The organism is Streptomyces sp. NPDC088730, assembly GCF_044751215.1.
In the GTDB taxonomy this organism is placed as follows: Bacteria; Actinomycetota; Actinomycetes; order Streptomycetales; family Streptomycetaceae; genus Streptomyces.
The window spans coordinates 162,311-177,705 of record NZ_JBIVLK010000004.1 but is presented as its reverse complement, the minus strand read 5'-3'; the positions used below and the strand labels follow the sequence as shown (position 1 = coordinate 177,705).

At 70.7% G+C, this 15,395-nt stretch carries 13 protein-coding genes; 8 read left to right on the top strand and 5 right to left on the bottom strand.

What is annotated here, in order from left to right:
- The first annotated feature begins 173 nt into the window (after positions 1 to 173).
- The 3 genes from ACIP89_RS15860 (at position 174) to ACIP89_RS15850 (ending at position 4,921) form a co-directional block, all read left to right on the top strand.
- On the top strand, positions 174 to 2,057 hold the full coding sequence (locus ACIP89_RS15860) for a PQQ-binding-like beta-propeller repeat protein (RefSeq protein ID WP_402115321.1): 1,884 nt from the start codon (positions 174 to 176) through the stop codon (positions 2,055 to 2,057).
- 110 nt (positions 2,058 to 2,167) lie between these two features.
- The gene (locus ACIP89_RS15855; RefSeq protein ID WP_402115319.1) at positions 2,168 to 4,006 is read left to right on the top strand and encodes a PQQ-binding-like beta-propeller repeat protein; all 1,839 of its coding nucleotides are present in this window, start codon (positions 2,168 to 2,170) and stop codon (positions 4,004 to 4,006) included.
- A 222-nt stretch (positions 4,007 to 4,228) separates the two neighbouring features.
- Entirely contained in the window at positions 4,229 to 4,921 is a 693-nt protein-coding gene (locus ACIP89_RS15850) for a response regulator transcription factor (protein ID WP_401926816.1), read from the top strand.
- A 49-nt stretch (positions 4,922 to 4,970) separates the two neighbouring features.
- Here the strand turns inward: ACIP89_RS15850 and ACIP89_RS15845 are convergent, their stop codons facing one another.
- The gene (locus ACIP89_RS15845) at positions 4,971 to 5,267 is read right to left on the bottom strand and encodes a hypothetical protein (protein WP_401926813.1); all 297 of its coding nucleotides are present in this window, start codon (positions 5,265 to 5,267) and stop codon (positions 4,971 to 4,973) included.
- A gap of 15 nt (positions 5,268 to 5,282) precedes the next feature.
- The gene (locus ACIP89_RS15840; RefSeq protein WP_402115318.1) at positions 5,283 to 6,953 is read right to left on the bottom strand and encodes a sodium:solute symporter family protein; all 1,671 of its coding nucleotides are present in this window, start codon (positions 6,951 to 6,953) and stop codon (positions 5,283 to 5,285) included.
- A gap of 288 nt (positions 6,954 to 7,241) precedes the next feature.
- Between ACIP89_RS15840 and galT the strand changes: the two genes are divergently transcribed.
- Genes galT through galK form a run of 3 tightly spaced genes read left to right on the top strand, consistent with a single transcriptional unit; the run spans position 7,242 to position 10,485 of the window.
- Entirely contained in the window at positions 7,242 to 8,285 is a 1,044-nt protein-coding gene (galT, locus tag ACIP89_RS15835) for a galactose-1-phosphate uridylyltransferase (protein ID WP_402115317.1), read from the top strand.
- Positions 8,282 to 9,262 carry a UDP-glucose 4-epimerase GalE gene (gene galE / locus ACIP89_RS15830; RefSeq protein ID WP_401926807.1) on the top strand — a complete coding sequence of 327 codons (981 nt, stop codon included), beginning with the start codon at positions 8,282 to 8,284 and terminating at the stop codon, positions 9,260 to 9,262. Before galT ends, galE begins: the two co-directional genes overlap by 4 nt.
- Entirely contained in the window at positions 9,259 to 10,485 is a 1,227-nt protein-coding gene (gene galK / locus ACIP89_RS15825; protein WP_402115315.1) for a galactokinase, read from the top strand. The genes galE and galK overlap by 4 nt, the downstream gene beginning before the upstream one ends.
- Positions 10,486 to 10,512: 27 nt before the next feature.
- Here galK and ACIP89_RS15820 read toward each other — a convergent pair whose 3' ends face one another.
- Positions 10,513 to 10,971, bottom strand: a complete 459-nt coding sequence (locus ACIP89_RS15820; RefSeq protein WP_401926802.1) for a GNAT family N-acetyltransferase — start codon at positions 10,969 to 10,971, stop codon at positions 10,513 to 10,515.
- A 272-nt stretch (positions 10,972 to 11,243) separates the two neighbouring features.
- On the opposite strand from ACIP89_RS15820, the gene ACIP89_RS15815 reads away from it, so the two are divergent.
- The gene (locus ACIP89_RS15815; protein WP_401927009.1) at positions 11,244 to 12,056 is read left to right on the top strand and encodes a LuxR C-terminal-related transcriptional regulator; all 813 of its coding nucleotides are present in this window, start codon (positions 11,244 to 11,246) and stop codon (positions 12,054 to 12,056) included.
- On the opposite strand, the gene ACIP89_RS15810 is transcribed toward ACIP89_RS15815, so the two are convergent.
- Positions 12,015 to 12,512, bottom strand: a complete 498-nt coding sequence (locus ACIP89_RS15810) for a MarR family transcriptional regulator (RefSeq protein ID WP_250969335.1) — start codon at positions 12,510 to 12,512, stop codon at positions 12,015 to 12,017. The two genes, ACIP89_RS15815 and ACIP89_RS15810, sit on opposite strands and share 42 nt — an antisense overlap.
- Positions 12,513 to 12,615: 103 nt before the next feature.
- On the opposite strand from ACIP89_RS15810, the gene ACIP89_RS15805 reads away from it, so the two are divergent.
- Positions 12,616 to 13,413: a trans-aconitate 2-methyltransferase gene (locus ACIP89_RS15805; protein ID WP_401926798.1), complete on the top strand. Its 798-nt coding sequence runs from the start codon at positions 12,616 to 12,618 to the stop codon at positions 13,411 to 13,413.
- Between the two features lie 69 nt (positions 13,414 to 13,482).
- Here the strand turns inward: ACIP89_RS15805 and ACIP89_RS15800 are convergent, their stop codons facing one another.
- On the bottom strand, positions 13,483 to 15,153 hold the full coding sequence (locus tag ACIP89_RS15800) for an FG-GAP repeat domain-containing protein (protein WP_401926796.1): 1,671 nt from the start codon (positions 15,151 to 15,153) through the stop codon (positions 13,483 to 13,485).
- Positions 15,154 to 15,395 lie beyond the last annotated feature (242 nt).

The window sequence follows — 15,395 nt, the reverse complement described above, 5'->3', positions numbered from 1 at the left end:
TGGGACGGGTGGTAGAAAGAAGCCCCGCTCGACTGTCGTAACACTGCGGGATCCATGCCCGATTCGCTCCATTTCACTGGGGATTCAGGGGGTCTAGGCCGACTCCCGGAGCCCCGGTGGAATCGCGGGGGAGTCCGGAACGGGCACCGGACCGCACGAAGGGGGACGCGCTGATGACCCAGCCGCCCAGCCAGCAACCGCCGCAGGGAGGCTTCGGCGCTCCGCAGGAGCCGTCGCAGGGGGTCCCGCAGCCGCCCCAGGGCCCGCCCCGGACGCCGCCGCCGCCCGCGCAGCCGCCCCAGGCACCGGCCACCCCGCCGGCACCGCCTGCCGCGCAGCCGGGCTACGGCTACCCGCAGCAGCCGGGCCAGCAGCAGCCGGGCCCGTACGGTCAGCCGCAGCAGCCGGGTCCCTACGGCCAGCAGCCCGGTCCCTACGGACAGCCGCAGCAGCCCGGTCCCTACGCACAGCAGCCCGGTCCCTACGGCCAGCCGCAGCAGCCGGGCCCGTACGGCCAGCCGCAGCAGCCCGGTTACGGCTATCCGCAGCAGCAGTACCCCGGCGCACCCGTTCCCGGGGGCCCGGCGGGTCCCGGCGGGCGCAGCCCCTTCAAGGGGAAGCCCGCGGTGATCATCGCTGCCGCGGTTGCCGCGCTGCTGGTCATCGGCGGCGGCGTCTACCTGGCCACGAGCGGCGGCGACGACGACAAGAAGCCCGTCGCGGAGAAGAGCACCGACGACGCGAAGCCGTCCGTCTCGCCCTCCGTGGACGAGGGCGACGGCAACGGCACGGGCCGGGAGGGCAACGACGACCTGAACGCCGGGCGCAAGGACGGCGAGGCCAAGGTCCTCTGGCTCCAGAAGAACGACGTCGACCTGCCGCGCAACGGCGCCGACGTGTACGGCCCCTGGATAGTCGGCGACACCATCGTCAAGGGCATGTACCGCACCGTCTCCGGCTACTCGGTGGCCGACGGCAAGCCGAAGTGGACGCTGAAGCTGGGCACGGACATCTGCTCCGCACCGGCGCAGACCACCACCGACGGCAAGATCGTCATCGGGGTGAAGGACGGCACCACGGAGAAGGCGGACTGCGCGGACCTCCAGCTGATCGACCTCAACACCGGCAAGACCGGCTGGAAGAAGTCGATCAAGAGCAGTGGTCTCTTCGACATGCTGTCCGACATCTCCCTCGCGATCAGCGGCAACACCGTGACGGTCGGCCGCACCGGCGCCTCCAACGCCTTCCGGGTGAGCGACGGCAAGGCGCTGTTCGGCAAGCGCGCCGGCAACTGCCAGCCGTTCTCCTTCGCGGGCGGCGCCAAGCTGATCGCCGCGACCAACTGCCGCACCGGGGACGTCGAGAACCCGCAGCACGAGGTCGAGGAGATCGACCCGGTCTCGGGCAAGCCCAAGTGGACGTACAAGCCCGCGCGCGGCTGGGAGATCGACCGCTTCTACTCGGTGAGCCCGCTCATCGTCTCGCTGACCAAGGGCAGCGGCGACAGCAAGAAGTGGAGCATTCTCGCGCTCAAGGAGAACGGCTCGCTGCGCTCCCAGATCGTCAGTGACAAGGGCGACTCGTTCGCGACCAACTGCGGCGGGATGTTCGCCATCTTCGGCAAGTCCGTCGACGGCTGCGCGGGTGTCGCGACCGACCCCAACACGCTCTACATGGCGACGCAGGACGACACCAGCGGCTCCGCCCGGACCAACAAGGTCGTCGCGTTCAACCTGAACACCGGCAAGACCAAGTGGAAGGCCGACGCACCGGCCGGGCAGACGATGCGGCCGCTGCGGATGGAGGGCGGCGACCTGCTGCTCTACGTGGACGCCGGTTACGGCAAGGGCGGCGGGATCGCCAGCCTCGCGCCGACCGGGGGAACCCCGCAGATGGTGCTCCAGCACCCGGACTCGACGTCGGAGATCGAGAGCTCCTTCTACAACGAGAAGATCCTCTACGCGGGCGGCCGTTCGTTCGTCCTGAGCGGGCGGGTCAGCGCCAGCAACGACAAGGAAGAGCTGGAGACGAAGACCATGATGGCCTTCGGCGAGTAGCGGCTCACCACGGCACCCGCAGGAACCCGCAGGCCGCGGACGGCAGCAGACCCGCCCGCGGCCGGCTCCGGCCCACCCCGACCGACTCTTCTCCAGAGGTACCCAACGCCATGACGCAGCCGCCCCAGCCGCCCCCCAACGAACCGCCGCAGGGCGGGTTCGGCGCACCGCAGGACCCGCCGCCCGGCGGATTCGGCGCCCCGACACCGCCGCCCGCCGACCCGTTCGGAAAGCCGCCGCCGACCCCGCCGGCCACCCCGCCCCCGGGCGGCTACGGTGCTCCGCCGCCCGCGGGCCCGCCCCAGCAGCAGCCCGGCTACGGCTATCCGCAGACGCCCCCGCAGGACCAGCCGCCGCAGCCCGGTTACGGGTTCCCGCCGGGTCAGCCGCCGCAGCAGGGCTACGGCTACCCGCAGCAGGGCCAGCCGCCGCAGGGCTACGGGTACCCGACCGCCCCGATGCAGCAGCCGCACCAGAACGGGAACGGGCCGAAGAAGTTCTCCACCCAGGCACAGATCATCGTCGCCGCGGTGGTCGCCGTGGTGCTCATCGTCGGCGGCGGCCTCTGGTACGCCTCCAGCGGTGACGACGGCGGTGACAAGAAGGACGAGGCGTCCACCTCCGCCGGCACCGACGGTGAGAGCAAGGACGGCGACGGCAAGGACGTCGGCGGCGGCAAGGAGAAGGCCCCGGCCAACACCAAGTCCTCGGTCGCCTTCCAGCTGCCGCAGCCCAAGGTCACCGAAGTCACCACGGTCGACGGCTCCTGGCTGACGGACAAGGCCTACGTCAAGACGGGCGTCAACGAGGTCACCGGCTACGACCCCGCCAAGGGCACCAAGCTCTGGTCGATCCCGCTGACCGGCCAGCTCTGCGCCGCCTCCCGGCACATGAGCAAGGACTTCAAGACGGCCATCGCCTTCGAGGCGGGCAAGCGGACCGCGGCGAAGAAGTACCAGCCCTGCGACCACGTGGGCGCCCTGGACCTGGCCACCGGCAAGCTCATGTGGAGCAAGTCGGTGAACGCCGCCACCGGCGGCGACGCCCCCGTCCGGTTCAGCGAGGTCACCCTCAGCGGCACCACGGTCGCCGCGGCCGGCTCCGAGGGCGGTGCCGCGTTCGACCTGGACACCGGCGCCGAGCGCTGGAAGCCGAAGGTCAGCACCGACCGCTGCTACGACACCGGGTACGCCGGCGGCGACGCGCTCGCCGTGGTCCGCAAGTGCGGCTCGTACGACGACCCCCAGCTCACCATCCAGGCGCTGAACCCGACCACGGGCGCCCCGCTCTCCTCGTACAAGATGCCGCCCGGTGTCGAGTACGCGAGCATCGTCTCCACCAAGCCGCTGGTCGTCGCGGCCGACGTCGGCGACACCGCGGGTGACGGCAGCGGGATCTCCGACTTCTTCTCGATCGACGCCGCCACCGGCAAGCTGCTCGTCCGGATCCCGGCCGACGCGGAGAAGTACGCGGCCAAGTGCGGCTCCACCGAGGTCGAGAGCTGCCAGCATCTCGCCGTCGGCAACAACCGCATCTACCTCCCCACGGAGGAGCACGACGGCGGCGAGGACACCAGCGACACCAACGAGATCGTCTCCTTCGACCTGACCACCGGCAAGCAGACCGGCGACCGGGCCGACGCGGGCGACGACTACACGCTGTTCCCGCTCCGGATGGACGGCGGCAACATCATCGCGTACAAGGAGCCCCCGTACGACAAGGGCGGCCAGGTCGTCTCCATCGACGGCAGCACCTTCAAGCAGACCGTGCTGATGGAGAACCCGGGCGACGAGACGGTCCGGGACGCGGAGACCAGCTTCTCCCCGGAGTACGCCGAATACCGCTACAGCGGCGGGCGGTTGTACATCTCCGAGACGATGATCAGCAAGCCGAGTACGAGTTCGCTGGACGACAAGGAGTACCTCGTCGTCTCGTTCGGCACTGGCTGACCAGACGTCAGAAGCAGTTCCGGCCCTGCCGGTCGATCAGTCGACCGGCAGGGCCGGTCGCTTTGCAGACCTCAAGTGGCCGGGAACCACACACGATGGGGTAAACCACGGTCATTCCAAGGGTCTTCTGCCGGCTTAGACGCACGCGGCGTCGAACATGCGTGTAACTTGCCGGGTCTAGAAGTCCGGGGGCCTGGCGCCAGTGCTACGGGGGTTTGCTCGATGGGCGTGCGGCTGATGGTGGTCGATGACCACCGACTGCTCGCCGAGGCGCTCGCCTCGGCGCTCAAACTACGGGGCCACCGGGTGCTCGCCGCGGCCGCTCCCACCGCCGGAGCGGCGGACCTGGTGGTGAGCCGGGCTCCGGAGGTCTGCCTGTTCGGCACCGCCGCACCCGCCGAGCCGGGCACCTTCGAGCCGATCACGCGGATCAGGAGCGAGCGCCCGCAGATCGCCGTGGTGGTGCTCGGCCCGGTGCCCAGCCCGCTGGGGATCGCGGCGGCCTTCGCCGCGGGCGCCGCCGGCTACGTACGGCACGACGAGCGGATCGAGGGCGTCGAGCGGGCGATCACCAAGGCACGGGCCGGTGAGGCGGCGATCGCGCCGCAACTGCTCCAGGGCGCCTTCGCCGAGCTGCTCAACCCGGCGGTCCAGCCGGACGACGAGGGGCAGCGGCTGCTCCACATGCTCACCCCGCGCGAGGTCGAGGTGCTGGTCCGGGTCGCGGAGGGGGAGGGCACCCGGCTGATCGCGGCCGGGATGCGGATCGCGCCGAGCACCGCCCGTACCCATGTGCAGCGGGTCCTGATGAAGCTGGGTGTCGGCTCCCGGCTGGAGGCGGCGGCGCTGGCCGCCCGTACCGGCCTGCTGGACCGGGCGGCGGTCACGCGGCAGGGGCCGGACACCGTCGGCTGACGGTGTCCGGCCCCTGCCGGTGGTGCGGTCGCCCCCGCGTCTCAGCCTCTCAGCGGCCGGGCGCGTCCGTGGTGTCCGGCACCGCGGCCGGCGGCTGGGCCGGGCGCAGCTTCAGCCAGACCAGGAAGAACAGCCCGAGCGCCAGCATGGCCAGGCCGGTCCACAGGTTGATGTGGACGCCCTCGGCCTTCTTCAGGTCCGCGTCGGACGGGTTGATCCCGGCGATGGTGACGATGACTCCGTAGACCACGAAGAGACCGCCGATGATCCGCCTGATGTCGAAGAGGCGGGCCGCCGTGGCGGACTTCTTCTCCAGATCGGAGACTTCCTTGTGCATGTCGGACATGGTGAGTTGCTCCGATCAGAACGAGTAGGGGAGGTAGCACAGGGCGGCGAGCACGATCGCTCCCCAGCCCAGCAGGGCCGGCCTGCGGTACCAGGCGTCGTCGCCCTCCGCGGGCGCCTCTTCGAGGTCCGGGGACTCGGTTCCGTATACGAGACCGGCCAGTTCGGCCTCCGGCTTGGGGGCGGTGAAGAGCGTGACGGCGACCATCACGACCGCGCCCGCGACGAACCCGACGATCGCGGAGACGAAGTTGGCTCCCTGGTCGCTCGGGATGTCGATGATGCCCTGCTTGTAGATGACGAAGTAGTTGACCATCGCGGCCGTGGTACCGGCCAGCAGGCCCCAGACACCGGACTTCATCGAGGCGCGCTTCCAGAACATGCCGATGATGAAGACGACGAAGAGCGGGACGTTGAAGAACGAGAACAGCGTCTGGAGGTAGCTCATGATGTTGGAGAAGCTGGCGGCGATGAACGCCGTGCCGATGGAGGCCAGCACCCCGATCACCGTGATGCCCCGGCCGAAGCGCAGGTAGTACGCGTCCGACTGGTCCTTCTTCACGTACCGCGCCCAGATGTCCGTGGTGAACACGGTGTTGAACGAGGAGACGTTGGCGGCCATGCCCGCCATGAACGCGGCCAGCAGACCGGTCACCGCGATGCCGAGGACACCGTTGGGCAGCAGCTCCCGCATCAGCAGCGGGATCGCGTCGTTGTACGTGGTGCCGGAGCCGGCGGTGCCGATGTTCGGCACGATCACGGCGGCGACCAGGCCGGGGATCATCACCAGGAAGACGATGAACATCTTCGGGAACGCGGCGATCAGCGGCGTGCGCTGGGCGGCCGAAAGGTTCTTCGCGGACAGGGCGCGCTGCACCTCGGCGAAGTTCGTCGTCCAGTAGCCGAAGGAGAGCACGAAGCCCAGGCCGAGGACGATCGTCAGCCAGTTGGCGCCGAGCGGGTTGGCGTCACCGATGCCGGTGCCGCCCCAGGCGCTCATGAAGTTCGAGCCGTGGCTCGACGTCAGTGAGTCGCTCAGTCCGTCCCAGCCGCCGACGCGCTTGAGGCCCAGCACGGTCAGCGGGATCAGCGCGGCGAGGATGACGAAGAACTGCAGTACCTCGTTGTAGATGGCGGAGGAGAGCCCGCCGATGGTGATGTAGATCAGGACGAAGAGGCCCGCGACGACGATCGCGACCCACTGCGGCCAGCCGAGGAGGGCCTCCACGACGATCGACAGGGCGTACAGGTTGACGCCCGCGATCAGGACCGCCGAGAAGGCGAAGAGTATGGAGCTGAGCAGGTGTGCCGACTTGTCGAAGCGGTGGAGCAGGAACTCCGGTACGGAGCGGACCTTCGACCGGTAGTAGAAGGGCATCATCACGAGGCCCAGGAAGACCATCGCGGGGATGGCGCCGATCCAGTACCAGTGGACGACCGCGACGCCGTACTGGGCGCCGGTCGCCGCCATGCCGAGGATCTCGGTGGCGCCGAGGTTGGCCGCCACGAAGGCCAGACCGGTCACCCACGCGGGCAGCGACCGTCCGGAGAGGAAGAAGTCGAGGCTCGTCCTCACGCTTCGCCGGGCGGCGAAGCCGATGCCGAGAACGACGGCGAAGTAGATCGCCAGGATCGTGTAATCGAGCCCGTTCGTGGGGAGCCGGAGCCCGGATGCCAAAGGGTGCATGGGGGGAACTCGCTTCGTTGCGTGTACTGAACCCGAAGGAAACTACGCCCTTGTGTTCAGAAAATGAACAGTTCCATTGAGCATCTTTGTTTGATTGTGATCGTATGGCCCGAAAACCCGGCCCTAATCCGCGAGAACCCCACGGGAAACCCGCGAGAGTCCAACAGATCCTGTCAGTGAGCTGTGCGAGACGCGGCTCACATCCGGCCGCACTTGGTTGGCCTGGACTCATTGACGTGTCTGTTGATTTGTGGTTCCTTGTGTTGAGTTATGTTTGGGAGGAGTCTGGTGAAGAAGACGGTTACGACGCTCGCCGACGGCCGGGAGCTGCTCTATTTCGACAGCCGTGACGACGCGGTCCGGGACGCCGTCGACGGGCGGCCGCTCGACGCCGTGGCGACTTCCTCCGAGATCCGCCGGGACCCCCTGCTGGGGGACAGCGTCGCCGTCGCCTCCCACCGCCAGGGACGTCCGTACCACCCGCCGGCCGACGAGTGCCCGCTCTGCCCGTCGCAGGAGGGGCGGCTCAGCGAGATCCCCGACGACCACTACGACGTCGTCGTCTTCGAGAACCGCTTCCCCTCGCTGGCCGGTGACTCCGGCCGTTGCGAGGTCGTCTGCTTCACCTCCGACCACGACGCCTCGTTCGCGGACCTCACCGAGGAGCAGGCCGGCCTCGTGCTGGAGGCCTGGACGGACCGCACGGCCGAGTTCGCCGGGCTCGACCAGGTCAAGCAGGTGTTCTGCTTCGAGAACCGGGGCGCCGAGATCGGCGTGACGCTCGGCCACCCGCACGGGCAGATCTACGGCTACCCGTTCGTCACCCCGCGCACCGATCTGATGCTCCGCTCGATGGAGAAGCACCGCGCCGAGACCGGCGGCAACCTCTTCGACGACGTCGTCGCCCGCGAGATCGCCGACGGCGACCGGATCGTGCTCTCCGGCGAGCACTGGGTGGCGTTCGTGCCGTACGCGGCCCACTGGCCGTACGAGGTCCACCTCTACCCGCTCCGCCGCGTCCCCGACCTGCGGGAACTCGACGACGGCGAACGCACCGAGTTCACACAGGTCTATCTGGAACTCTTGAGGCGGTTCGACCGGATATTCGGACCCGGCCACCCGCCCACGCCGTACATCTCGGCCTGGCACCAGGCACCGTTCGGCATCCAGGACCGGGAAGAGTTCGCGCTCCACCTTGAGCTCTTCACCGTGCGAAGGACCCCCAGCAAGCTGAAGTTCCTCGCGGGTTCCGAATCCGGCATGAGTGTGTTCATCAACGATGTGCCGCCGGAGGCCGCGGCCGCGCGACTGCGAGAGGTAGCGAGCGAGTGAGCAAGTCCCCCAAGAAGTACCTGGTGACCGGCGGTGCGGGATACGTGGGCAGCGTGGTCGCCCAGCACCTGCTGGAGGCGGGTCACACCGTCACCGTCCTCGACGACCTCTCCACCGGATTCCGCGAGGGAGTCCCGGCCGGCGCCGGGTTCGTCGAGGGCCGGATCCAGGACGCCGCGAAGTGGCTGGACCCCTCCTACGACGGAGTGCTGCACTTCGCCGCGTACTCCCAGGTCGGGGAGTCCGTCACCGACCCGGAGAAGTACTGGGTCAACAACGTCGGCGGCTCCACCGCCCTGCTCGCCGCCATGCGTGACGCCGGGGTGCGCACCCTGGTCTTCTCCTCCACCGCCGCCACCTACGGCGAACCCGTCTCCAGCCCCATCACGGAGGCCGACCCCACGGCCCCGACCAGCCCGTACGGCGCCACCAAGCTCGCCGTCGACCACATGATCACCGGCGAGGCGGCCGCCCACGGGCTCGCCGCCGTCTCGCTGCGCTACTTCAACGTGGCCGGGGCGTACGGCGACTGCGGCGAACGGCACAGCCCCGAGTCGCACCTGATCCCGCTGGTCCTCCAGGTCGCCCTCGGGCAGCGCGAGTCGATCTCGGTGTACGGCGACGACTACCCCACCCCCGACGGCACCTGCGTCCGCGACTACATCCATGTCGCGGACCTCGCCGAGGCACACCTCCTCGCCCTCGACGCCGCCACCTCGGGCGAGCACCTGATCTGCAACCTCGGCAACGGCAACGGCTTCTCGGTCCGCGAGGTCATCGAGACGGTCCGCGAGGTCACCGGCCACCCGGTCCCCGAGACCGCGGCCCCGCGCCGCGGCGGCGACCCGGCCGTTCTCGTCGCCTCCGCCGCCACCGCCAGGGAGCGCCTCGGCTGGCAGCCGTCCCGCGCGGACCTGGCCGGAATCGTCTCCGACGCCTGGACGTTCGCCCGCCGAGAGGAGCCCACCGCACCATGACCGACACCGCTGAGCCGACGGACACCGCCGAGCCGGCCACCGTCTCCACCGAGCCGGCCGAGCCGTCCACCGAGCTGACCGACTCGTTCACCGAGCTGTACGGGACCGTGCCCGAGGGGGTCTGGGCCGCCCCCGGCCGGGTCAACCTGATCGGGGAGTACACCGACTTCAACGACGGCTTCGTGATGCCGCTCGCACTGCCGCACACCGCGCGGGCCGCCGTCGCCCGCCGCACCGACGGCATCCTGCGGCTGCACTCCACCGATGTGCCGGGCGGCGTCGTCCAGCTCCGCGTCGACGAGCTGGCCCCGAACGAGGGCCACGGCTGGGCCGCCTACCCGGCCGGCGTCGTCTGGGCGCTGCGCGAGGCCGGCCACCCGGTCACGGGCGCCGACATCCAGCTGACCTCCACCGTCCCCACCGGCGCCGGGCTCTCCTCGTCCGCCGCCCTCGAAGTGGTCACCGGGCTCGCCCTGAACGACCTGTTCGGGCTCGGCCTCGGCCACGCCGAGCTGGCGGTACTGGCCCAGCGCGCGGAGAACGCCTTCGTCGGCGTCCCCTGCGGGGTCATGGACCAGATGGCCTCCGCCTGCTGCACCGAGGGCCACGCGCTGCACCTGGACACCCGCGACCTCACCGTCCGCCAGGTCCCCTTCGACCTGGCCGCCCACGGCCTCCAGCTCCTCGTCGTCGACACCCGCGTCAAGCACGCACTCGGTGACGGCGCCTACGCGGAACGCCGCGCGGCCTGCGAGGAGGGCGCCCGGCTGCTCGGGATCCGCACCCTGCGCGAGCTCCCGTACGAGGGCCTGGGCGCCGGGCTCGACACGCTGGCCGCCGCCGGCGCGGACGAGTCCGTGGTGCGCTGCGTGCGCCACGTGGTCAGCGACAACCAGCGCGTCGAGCAGGTCATCGCGCTGCTCGACGCGGGCGGCGTACGCGCGGCGGGCCCTGTCCTCACGGCGGGCCACGTCTCGCTCCGGGACGATCTGCGGGTCTCCTGCGTGGAGCTGGACCTGGTGGTCGAGGCGGCGAACGCGGCCGGGGCGCTCGGTTCCCGGATGACCGGCGGCGGCTTCGGCGGCTCCGCGATCGTGCTCCTGGAGGAGGCGCAGGCGGACACGGTCACCAAGTCGGTTCTGGAGGCGTTCACTTCGGCGGGTTACGCGGCCCCCCGGGTCTTCCCCGCCGTCCCGTCCGCGGGCGCCCACCGGATCGCCTGACCGGGGACCGGACCGGCCGCCGGGCGACTACCCGGCGGCGGGTCCGCCGAGCCGCTTGGTGAGGGTGAACTCCGTGACGCCCGGCGGGTAGTCCTCGACCCGGCCCGTCACCTCGTAACCCCGCTTCCGGTAGAAGTCCGGGGCCTGGAAGTCCCAGGTCTCCAGCCGGGAGCGGGTGCAGTCCCGGTCCGCGCGGGCCACCCGTTCCGCCTCGGCGAGCAGCCGCGAGCCGAGGCCGTGGCCGCGGTGCCGGGCGTCGACCCAGAGCACGTCCACATGGAGCCAGTGCGCCCAGGTGCGCCCGGTCAGCCCTGCGGCGACCTGCCCGTGGGTGTCCAGCGCCCATACCTCCAGCGGGAGTTCGCGCGCCGCGGGCCCGCCCCGCAGCGCGCGGATCTCCGGCGAACCCACGGTGTTGTCCTCGCGGAGCCTTCTGCTCAGCAACTGACGTCGTTCTCTGTCCACTTCTGTCTCAAGACGGAACATGCACCACACCCTAGGACCCGTGAGGACGCTCAGTTCCGCGAATCGCCTCCCGCCCCGGGCGGCCGCCCGTACGCTGATGCACAGCACCGGTGGGGGCCGGTGCTGATTCAGGGGTACGAGACAGCCGGGTGCGACACCCGGGTGGGGGTGGCGAATCGGTGCCCGGCGGCGGCTGTGGCACCGCGGTCCGATCCCCTGTTCCGGGTGTCGCACCCGTGCCGGTCCGTCGCTGACGGGGGGCGCACGCTACGGGGCGCCCCAGAACGCACAGCATGGGGGTGCCTGTGGTCCGTATCCGGGTTCTCGTGGTCGACGACCACCGCATTTTCGCCGAATCGCTCGCCGCGGCGCTCGCGGCCGAGCCCGACGTCGACGTCTCGGCGGCGGGCAGCGGACCGGCCGCCCTGCGCTGCCTGGAGCGCGCGGCCGCCGAGGGGCGCGGCTACGACGTGCTGCTGGTCGACGCCGAGCTGGGCATCCTGGCCCCGGCCGGCGGCCGCAGGGCCACCGGCCCGGTGGCGGTGCCCGACCGGCCGGCCGGCGGGGCGCCGGCCGACGGCATCTCGCTGGTCGCCGGGGTCCGCGCCAGCCGTCCCTCGGTGCGCACGGTGGTGCTCGCGGAGAAGGACGACCCGCGCCGGGCCGCGCTCGCGCTGCAGGCCGGGGCCTGCGGCTGGGTCGCCAAGGACTGCTCGCTCCAGCGGCTGCTCGCGGTCATCCGGGGGGTGCTCCGCGACGAGACGCACCTGCCTCCCGCGCTGCTCACCGGGGTGCTGCGGGAACTGCTGGCGGACCGCAAGCACCGCAGCGAGAGCGAACAGCTCGTCGAGTCGCTGACCCCGCGCGAGCGCGAGGTGCTGCGCTGCATGGTGGCCGGACTCGGCCGCAAGGCGGTGGCGGAGCGGCTTTTCCTCTCCCCGCACACGGTGCGTACCCACATGCAGAACGTGCTGGGCAAGCTGGGGGTGCACTCGACGCTGGCGGCGGTCGCGCTGGCCAGACGGGCGGGCGTGGGCCCGGCCGATCCGGAGCCGGGGCAGGTCCTAGCCGGGGATGTTGTCGAAAGGGGCAGTCAGCTGGCGTAGCAGCCCGGCCAGTTCGCCGCGCTGGTGGCGGGAGAGTTCGCCCAGGATGGCTCGCTCCTGGGCGAGCAGCCCGGCCAGTGACTGGTCGGCCTTGTCGCGGCCCTCCGCGGTGAGCCGGACCAGCACTCCGCGGCGGTCGCTCGGGTCGGGGAGCCGTTCGACGAGGTTCTTCTTGGTCAGCCGGTCGATGCGGTTGGTCATCGTGCCCGAGGTGACCAGGGTCTGGGTGAGCAGCTGGCCGGGGGAGAGCTGGTACGGATCGCCCGCGCGCCGCAGCGAGGTGAGGACGTCGAACTCCCACGGCTCCAGGTTGTGCTCGGAGAAGGCGATCCGGCGGGCCCGGTCGAGGTGGCGGGCCAGCCGGGAGACGCGACTGAGGACCTCAAGCGGTTCCACGTCGAGGTCGGGGCGCTCTCGGCGCCATGCAGCGACCAGCCGGTCTACCTCGTCCTCCATGTGGATCAGTGTAGAGGGTCTGTCGACATGAAGTCTCTTGAATTCGAGTCTCTTGGAATCGAGTGTCTTGACATCAAGATACTTTCGGGATGATCCTGACCCCATGACCGCACCGATCTGGGATCCGCAGCAGTACCTGCGCCACGCGGACCACCGCACCCGCCCCTTCCACGATCTGCTGGCCGCCGTCCCCCCGCTCCCGGGCACCCCGGCCCCCCGGATCGCCGACCTCGGCTGCGGAGCCGGCAACGTCACCGCCCTGCTGGCCGAACGCTGGCCCGGCGCCCGGATCACCGGCTACGACAACTCCCCGCAGATGCTGGAACGGGCCCGCGCCCACGCCACCGCCCTGCTGGACTTCGCCGAGGCCGACGCCGCGACCTGGACCCCCGCCGAGCCCTGTGACCTGATCGTCTCCAACGCCCTGCTCCAGTGGGTGCCCCACCACGCGGAGCGCTTCCCCGACTGGCTGGACGCCCTCAGCCCCGGCGGCACCCTCGCCCTCCAGGTGCCCGGCAACTTCGACCAGCCCAGCCACGTCCTGATGCGCGAACTGGCCGGCTCCCCGCGCTGGCGCTCCCGGCTCGGCGGCCTGCTGCGCCACGCTGACGCGGTGCTCAGCCCCGCCGGCTACCTGGACCGGCTCGCCGGCCCCGGCCGTACCGCGGATGTCTGGGAGACCACCTACCTGCACCTGCTGCCCGGCGAGGACGCCGTCCTCGACTGGGTGAAGGGCACCGGCCTGCGCCCCGTCCTCACCGCCCTGGCCGGTGACGAGGAGGCCCGGAGCGCCTTCCTCACCGAATACCGCGACCTGCTGCGCACCGCGTACCCCGCGGGCCCGCACGGCACCGTCTTCCCGTTCCGCCGTATCTTCGCCGTCACCCACCGGGAGAAGTGAGGGTCCGGCACCCGGAGCGCCCCGCCCCCGGAGTACCGGGGGCGGGGCGCTCCGGGTGCTGCCGTGCGCTCAGTACAGGCTGTTGTAGGTGCCCCAGCCGGAGCCGATCTTCACGCGCTTGGAGATCTTCCCGGTGCCGGTCGACGTGTAGAGGTACGCGTCGCCCTTGGCGTCGACGCCGATCAGGTCGGCCTTGCCGTCACCGCTGATGTCGCCCGGCGCGACGAGCTTCTTGTAGGTGTTGAAGCCGGTGCCGATCTTGACCTGCGCCTTGAAGGGCTTGGTGGCCGAGCCGGTGCCCTTGTACAGGTACAGCGTGCCGTCCGACTTGCGGGCCACCATGTCGGCCAGTCCGTCGCCGCTGAGGTCGCCGGCGCCGACGAGTGTGTACGACTTGAAGCCGTAGCCGACCTTGACCTTGGCGGCGAAGCCGGTGCCCGCGCCGTTGCCCCGGTAGAGGTGCAGATCGCCGGCGGTGTTGCGGGCGATCAGGTCGGCCTTGCCGTCGCCGCTCAGGTCGCCGGGACCGATGAGCGCGTTGTACGAGCTCCAGCCGCTGCTGACGCGCGAGCCCTCGTTGTAGAGGGTGCCCTTGTAGTTCTCCAGCAGGTTCGCGTAGCCGTCGTTGTCGAGCGAGGACGGGAAGCTCATGCTGGCACCGGCCCAGCCGCCGCTGTCACTGGCCTTGACGCGGGCGCTGAGCTTGCCGTTGTTCTTCGCGTAGTACCAGTAGAGCGTGCCGCCCGTGGTGCGGGCCATCAGCTCGTTCTTGCCGAAGTCCGGGTTGCCGCCCTGGCCCGTGAAGAGCGAGGAGCCGTTCCAGCCGGTGCCGATCTGCTTCCGCTTGAGGAAGGTGCCCTTGCCGGTCGCGTCGTACGAGTAGAGCGTGCCGCCCGTGGTGCGGGCCATCAGGTCGCCGAGACCGTCGCCGGTGGCGTCGTCGGTGGCGACGATCTGGTTGTACGTGTCGAAGCCGGTGCTGACCTTGACGCGTGCCTTGTACGGCGCCGAGGCCTTTCCGGTGCCCGCGTAGTAGTACAGCTCACCGGCCGGCGTACGGGTGTAGAGGTCGCCGATCCCGTCGCCGTTGACGTCGTTCGCGCCGACGATCTGGTCGTAGGAGGCCCAGCCGTAGCCCACCTTGACGCCGGCTTTGAAGGGGGCGCCGGTGACGGTGCCGGTCCCCGCGAACAGGTAGATGTCGCCGGCCGGTGTGCGGGCGAGCAGGTCGCCCCGGCCGTCGCCGGTCATGTCGCCCACGGCGACGAGCTTGTTGTACTTCTGCCAGCCGGTGCCGGACCAGCCGACGCCACCGGCGCCGACGGCGCTCCGGACCTGGTGGAGCGAGAGCTTGCCGGTCGCCGACAGGGTGAGCAGCTCGGGCCTGCCGTCGCCGTTCAGGTCGCCCGGCGTGATGACGTCCTTGAACTTCTCGTCCGGGTCGGCGGGGTTCAGGGCGAACTCGTAGGGGCTCGTCCCGTTCGTCGGAACGACGTAGTAGGTCCCGTCGATCCCCCGGTACAGGGTGTCGGTGTAGCCGTCGCCGTCCACGTCGAAACGCGGCTCGGCGGGCGCCGCCGCGGCCTTCGCCGCCCGTGCGGCGGCCGGCGACTTCTTCTTCGCCGGGTGCTCCGGCAGCGTCAGCGCGGGCTGCGCGCCGGCGGCGGGCACGCGCGGCAGGGTGGCGCCGTGCCGCGCGGGCGCCGGTCCATCGGCCGAGGCCGGAGCGGCCAGCAGCATGCCGGCCGAGAGAACGATTGAGGTGCAGGTCGCGATCCGTCGTGCGCGCTTCGAGCGCACGGGCACGGCACGGCCGGGTTCCACAGAAGACAAAGCCCCCCCAGGGGTACGTGGTGGAACCGGGAGAAACGTCTTCACAGGTGCGTCACGCGCAGGGTGAAGTGCTCCCGGGACAGGCACAGACTCTACAACCGCGACCCCCGGGCCAGAAGCGGTTTAGCGAGGGATCAAGGCCGTGGCCC

What these genes read in the sequence shown, in the direction of transcription:
- ACIP89_RS15810 (WP_250969335.1), bottom strand. Translation starts at nt 12,512, where the DNA reads ATGGAGGACGAGGTAGACCGGCTGGTCGCTGCATGGCGCCGAGAGCGC.
- galK (WP_402115315.1), top strand. Translation starts at nt 9,259, where the DNA reads ATGACCGACACCGCTGAGCCGACGGACACCGCCGAGCCGGCCACCGTC.
- ACIP89_RS15845 (WP_401926813.1), bottom strand. Translation starts at nt 5,267, where the DNA reads ATGTCCGACATGCACAAGGAAGTCTCCGATCTGGAGAAGAAGTCCGCC.
- ACIP89_RS15805 (WP_401926798.1), top strand. Translation starts at nt 12,616, where the DNA reads ATGACCGCACCGATCTGGGATCCGCAGCAGTACCTGCGCCACGCGGAC.
- ACIP89_RS15850 (WP_401926816.1), top strand. Translation starts at nt 4,229, where the DNA reads ATGGGCGTGCGGCTGATGGTGGTCGATGACCACCGACTGCTCGCCGAG.
- ACIP89_RS15800 (WP_401926796.1), bottom strand. Translation starts at nt 15,153, where the DNA reads ATGCTGCTGGCCGCTCCGGCCTCGGCCGATGGACCGGCGCCCGCGCGG.
- ACIP89_RS15855 (WP_402115319.1), top strand. Translation starts at nt 2,168, where the DNA reads ATGACGCAGCCGCCCCAGCCGCCCCCCAACGAACCGCCGCAGGGCGGG.
- ACIP89_RS15860 (WP_402115321.1), top strand. Translation starts at nt 174, where the DNA reads ATGACCCAGCCGCCCAGCCAGCAACCGCCGCAGGGAGGCTTCGGCGCT.
- ACIP89_RS15820 (WP_401926802.1), bottom strand. Translation starts at nt 10,971, where the DNA reads ATGTTCCGTCTTGAGACAGAAGTGGACAGAGAACGACGTCAGTTGCTG.
- ACIP89_RS15815 (WP_401927009.1), top strand. Translation starts at nt 11,244, where the DNA reads ATGGGGGTGCCTGTGGTCCGTATCCGGGTTCTCGTGGTCGACGACCAC.
- ACIP89_RS15840 (WP_402115318.1), bottom strand. Translation starts at nt 6,953, where the DNA reads ATGCACCCTTTGGCATCCGGGCTCCGGCTCCCCACGAACGGGCTCGAT.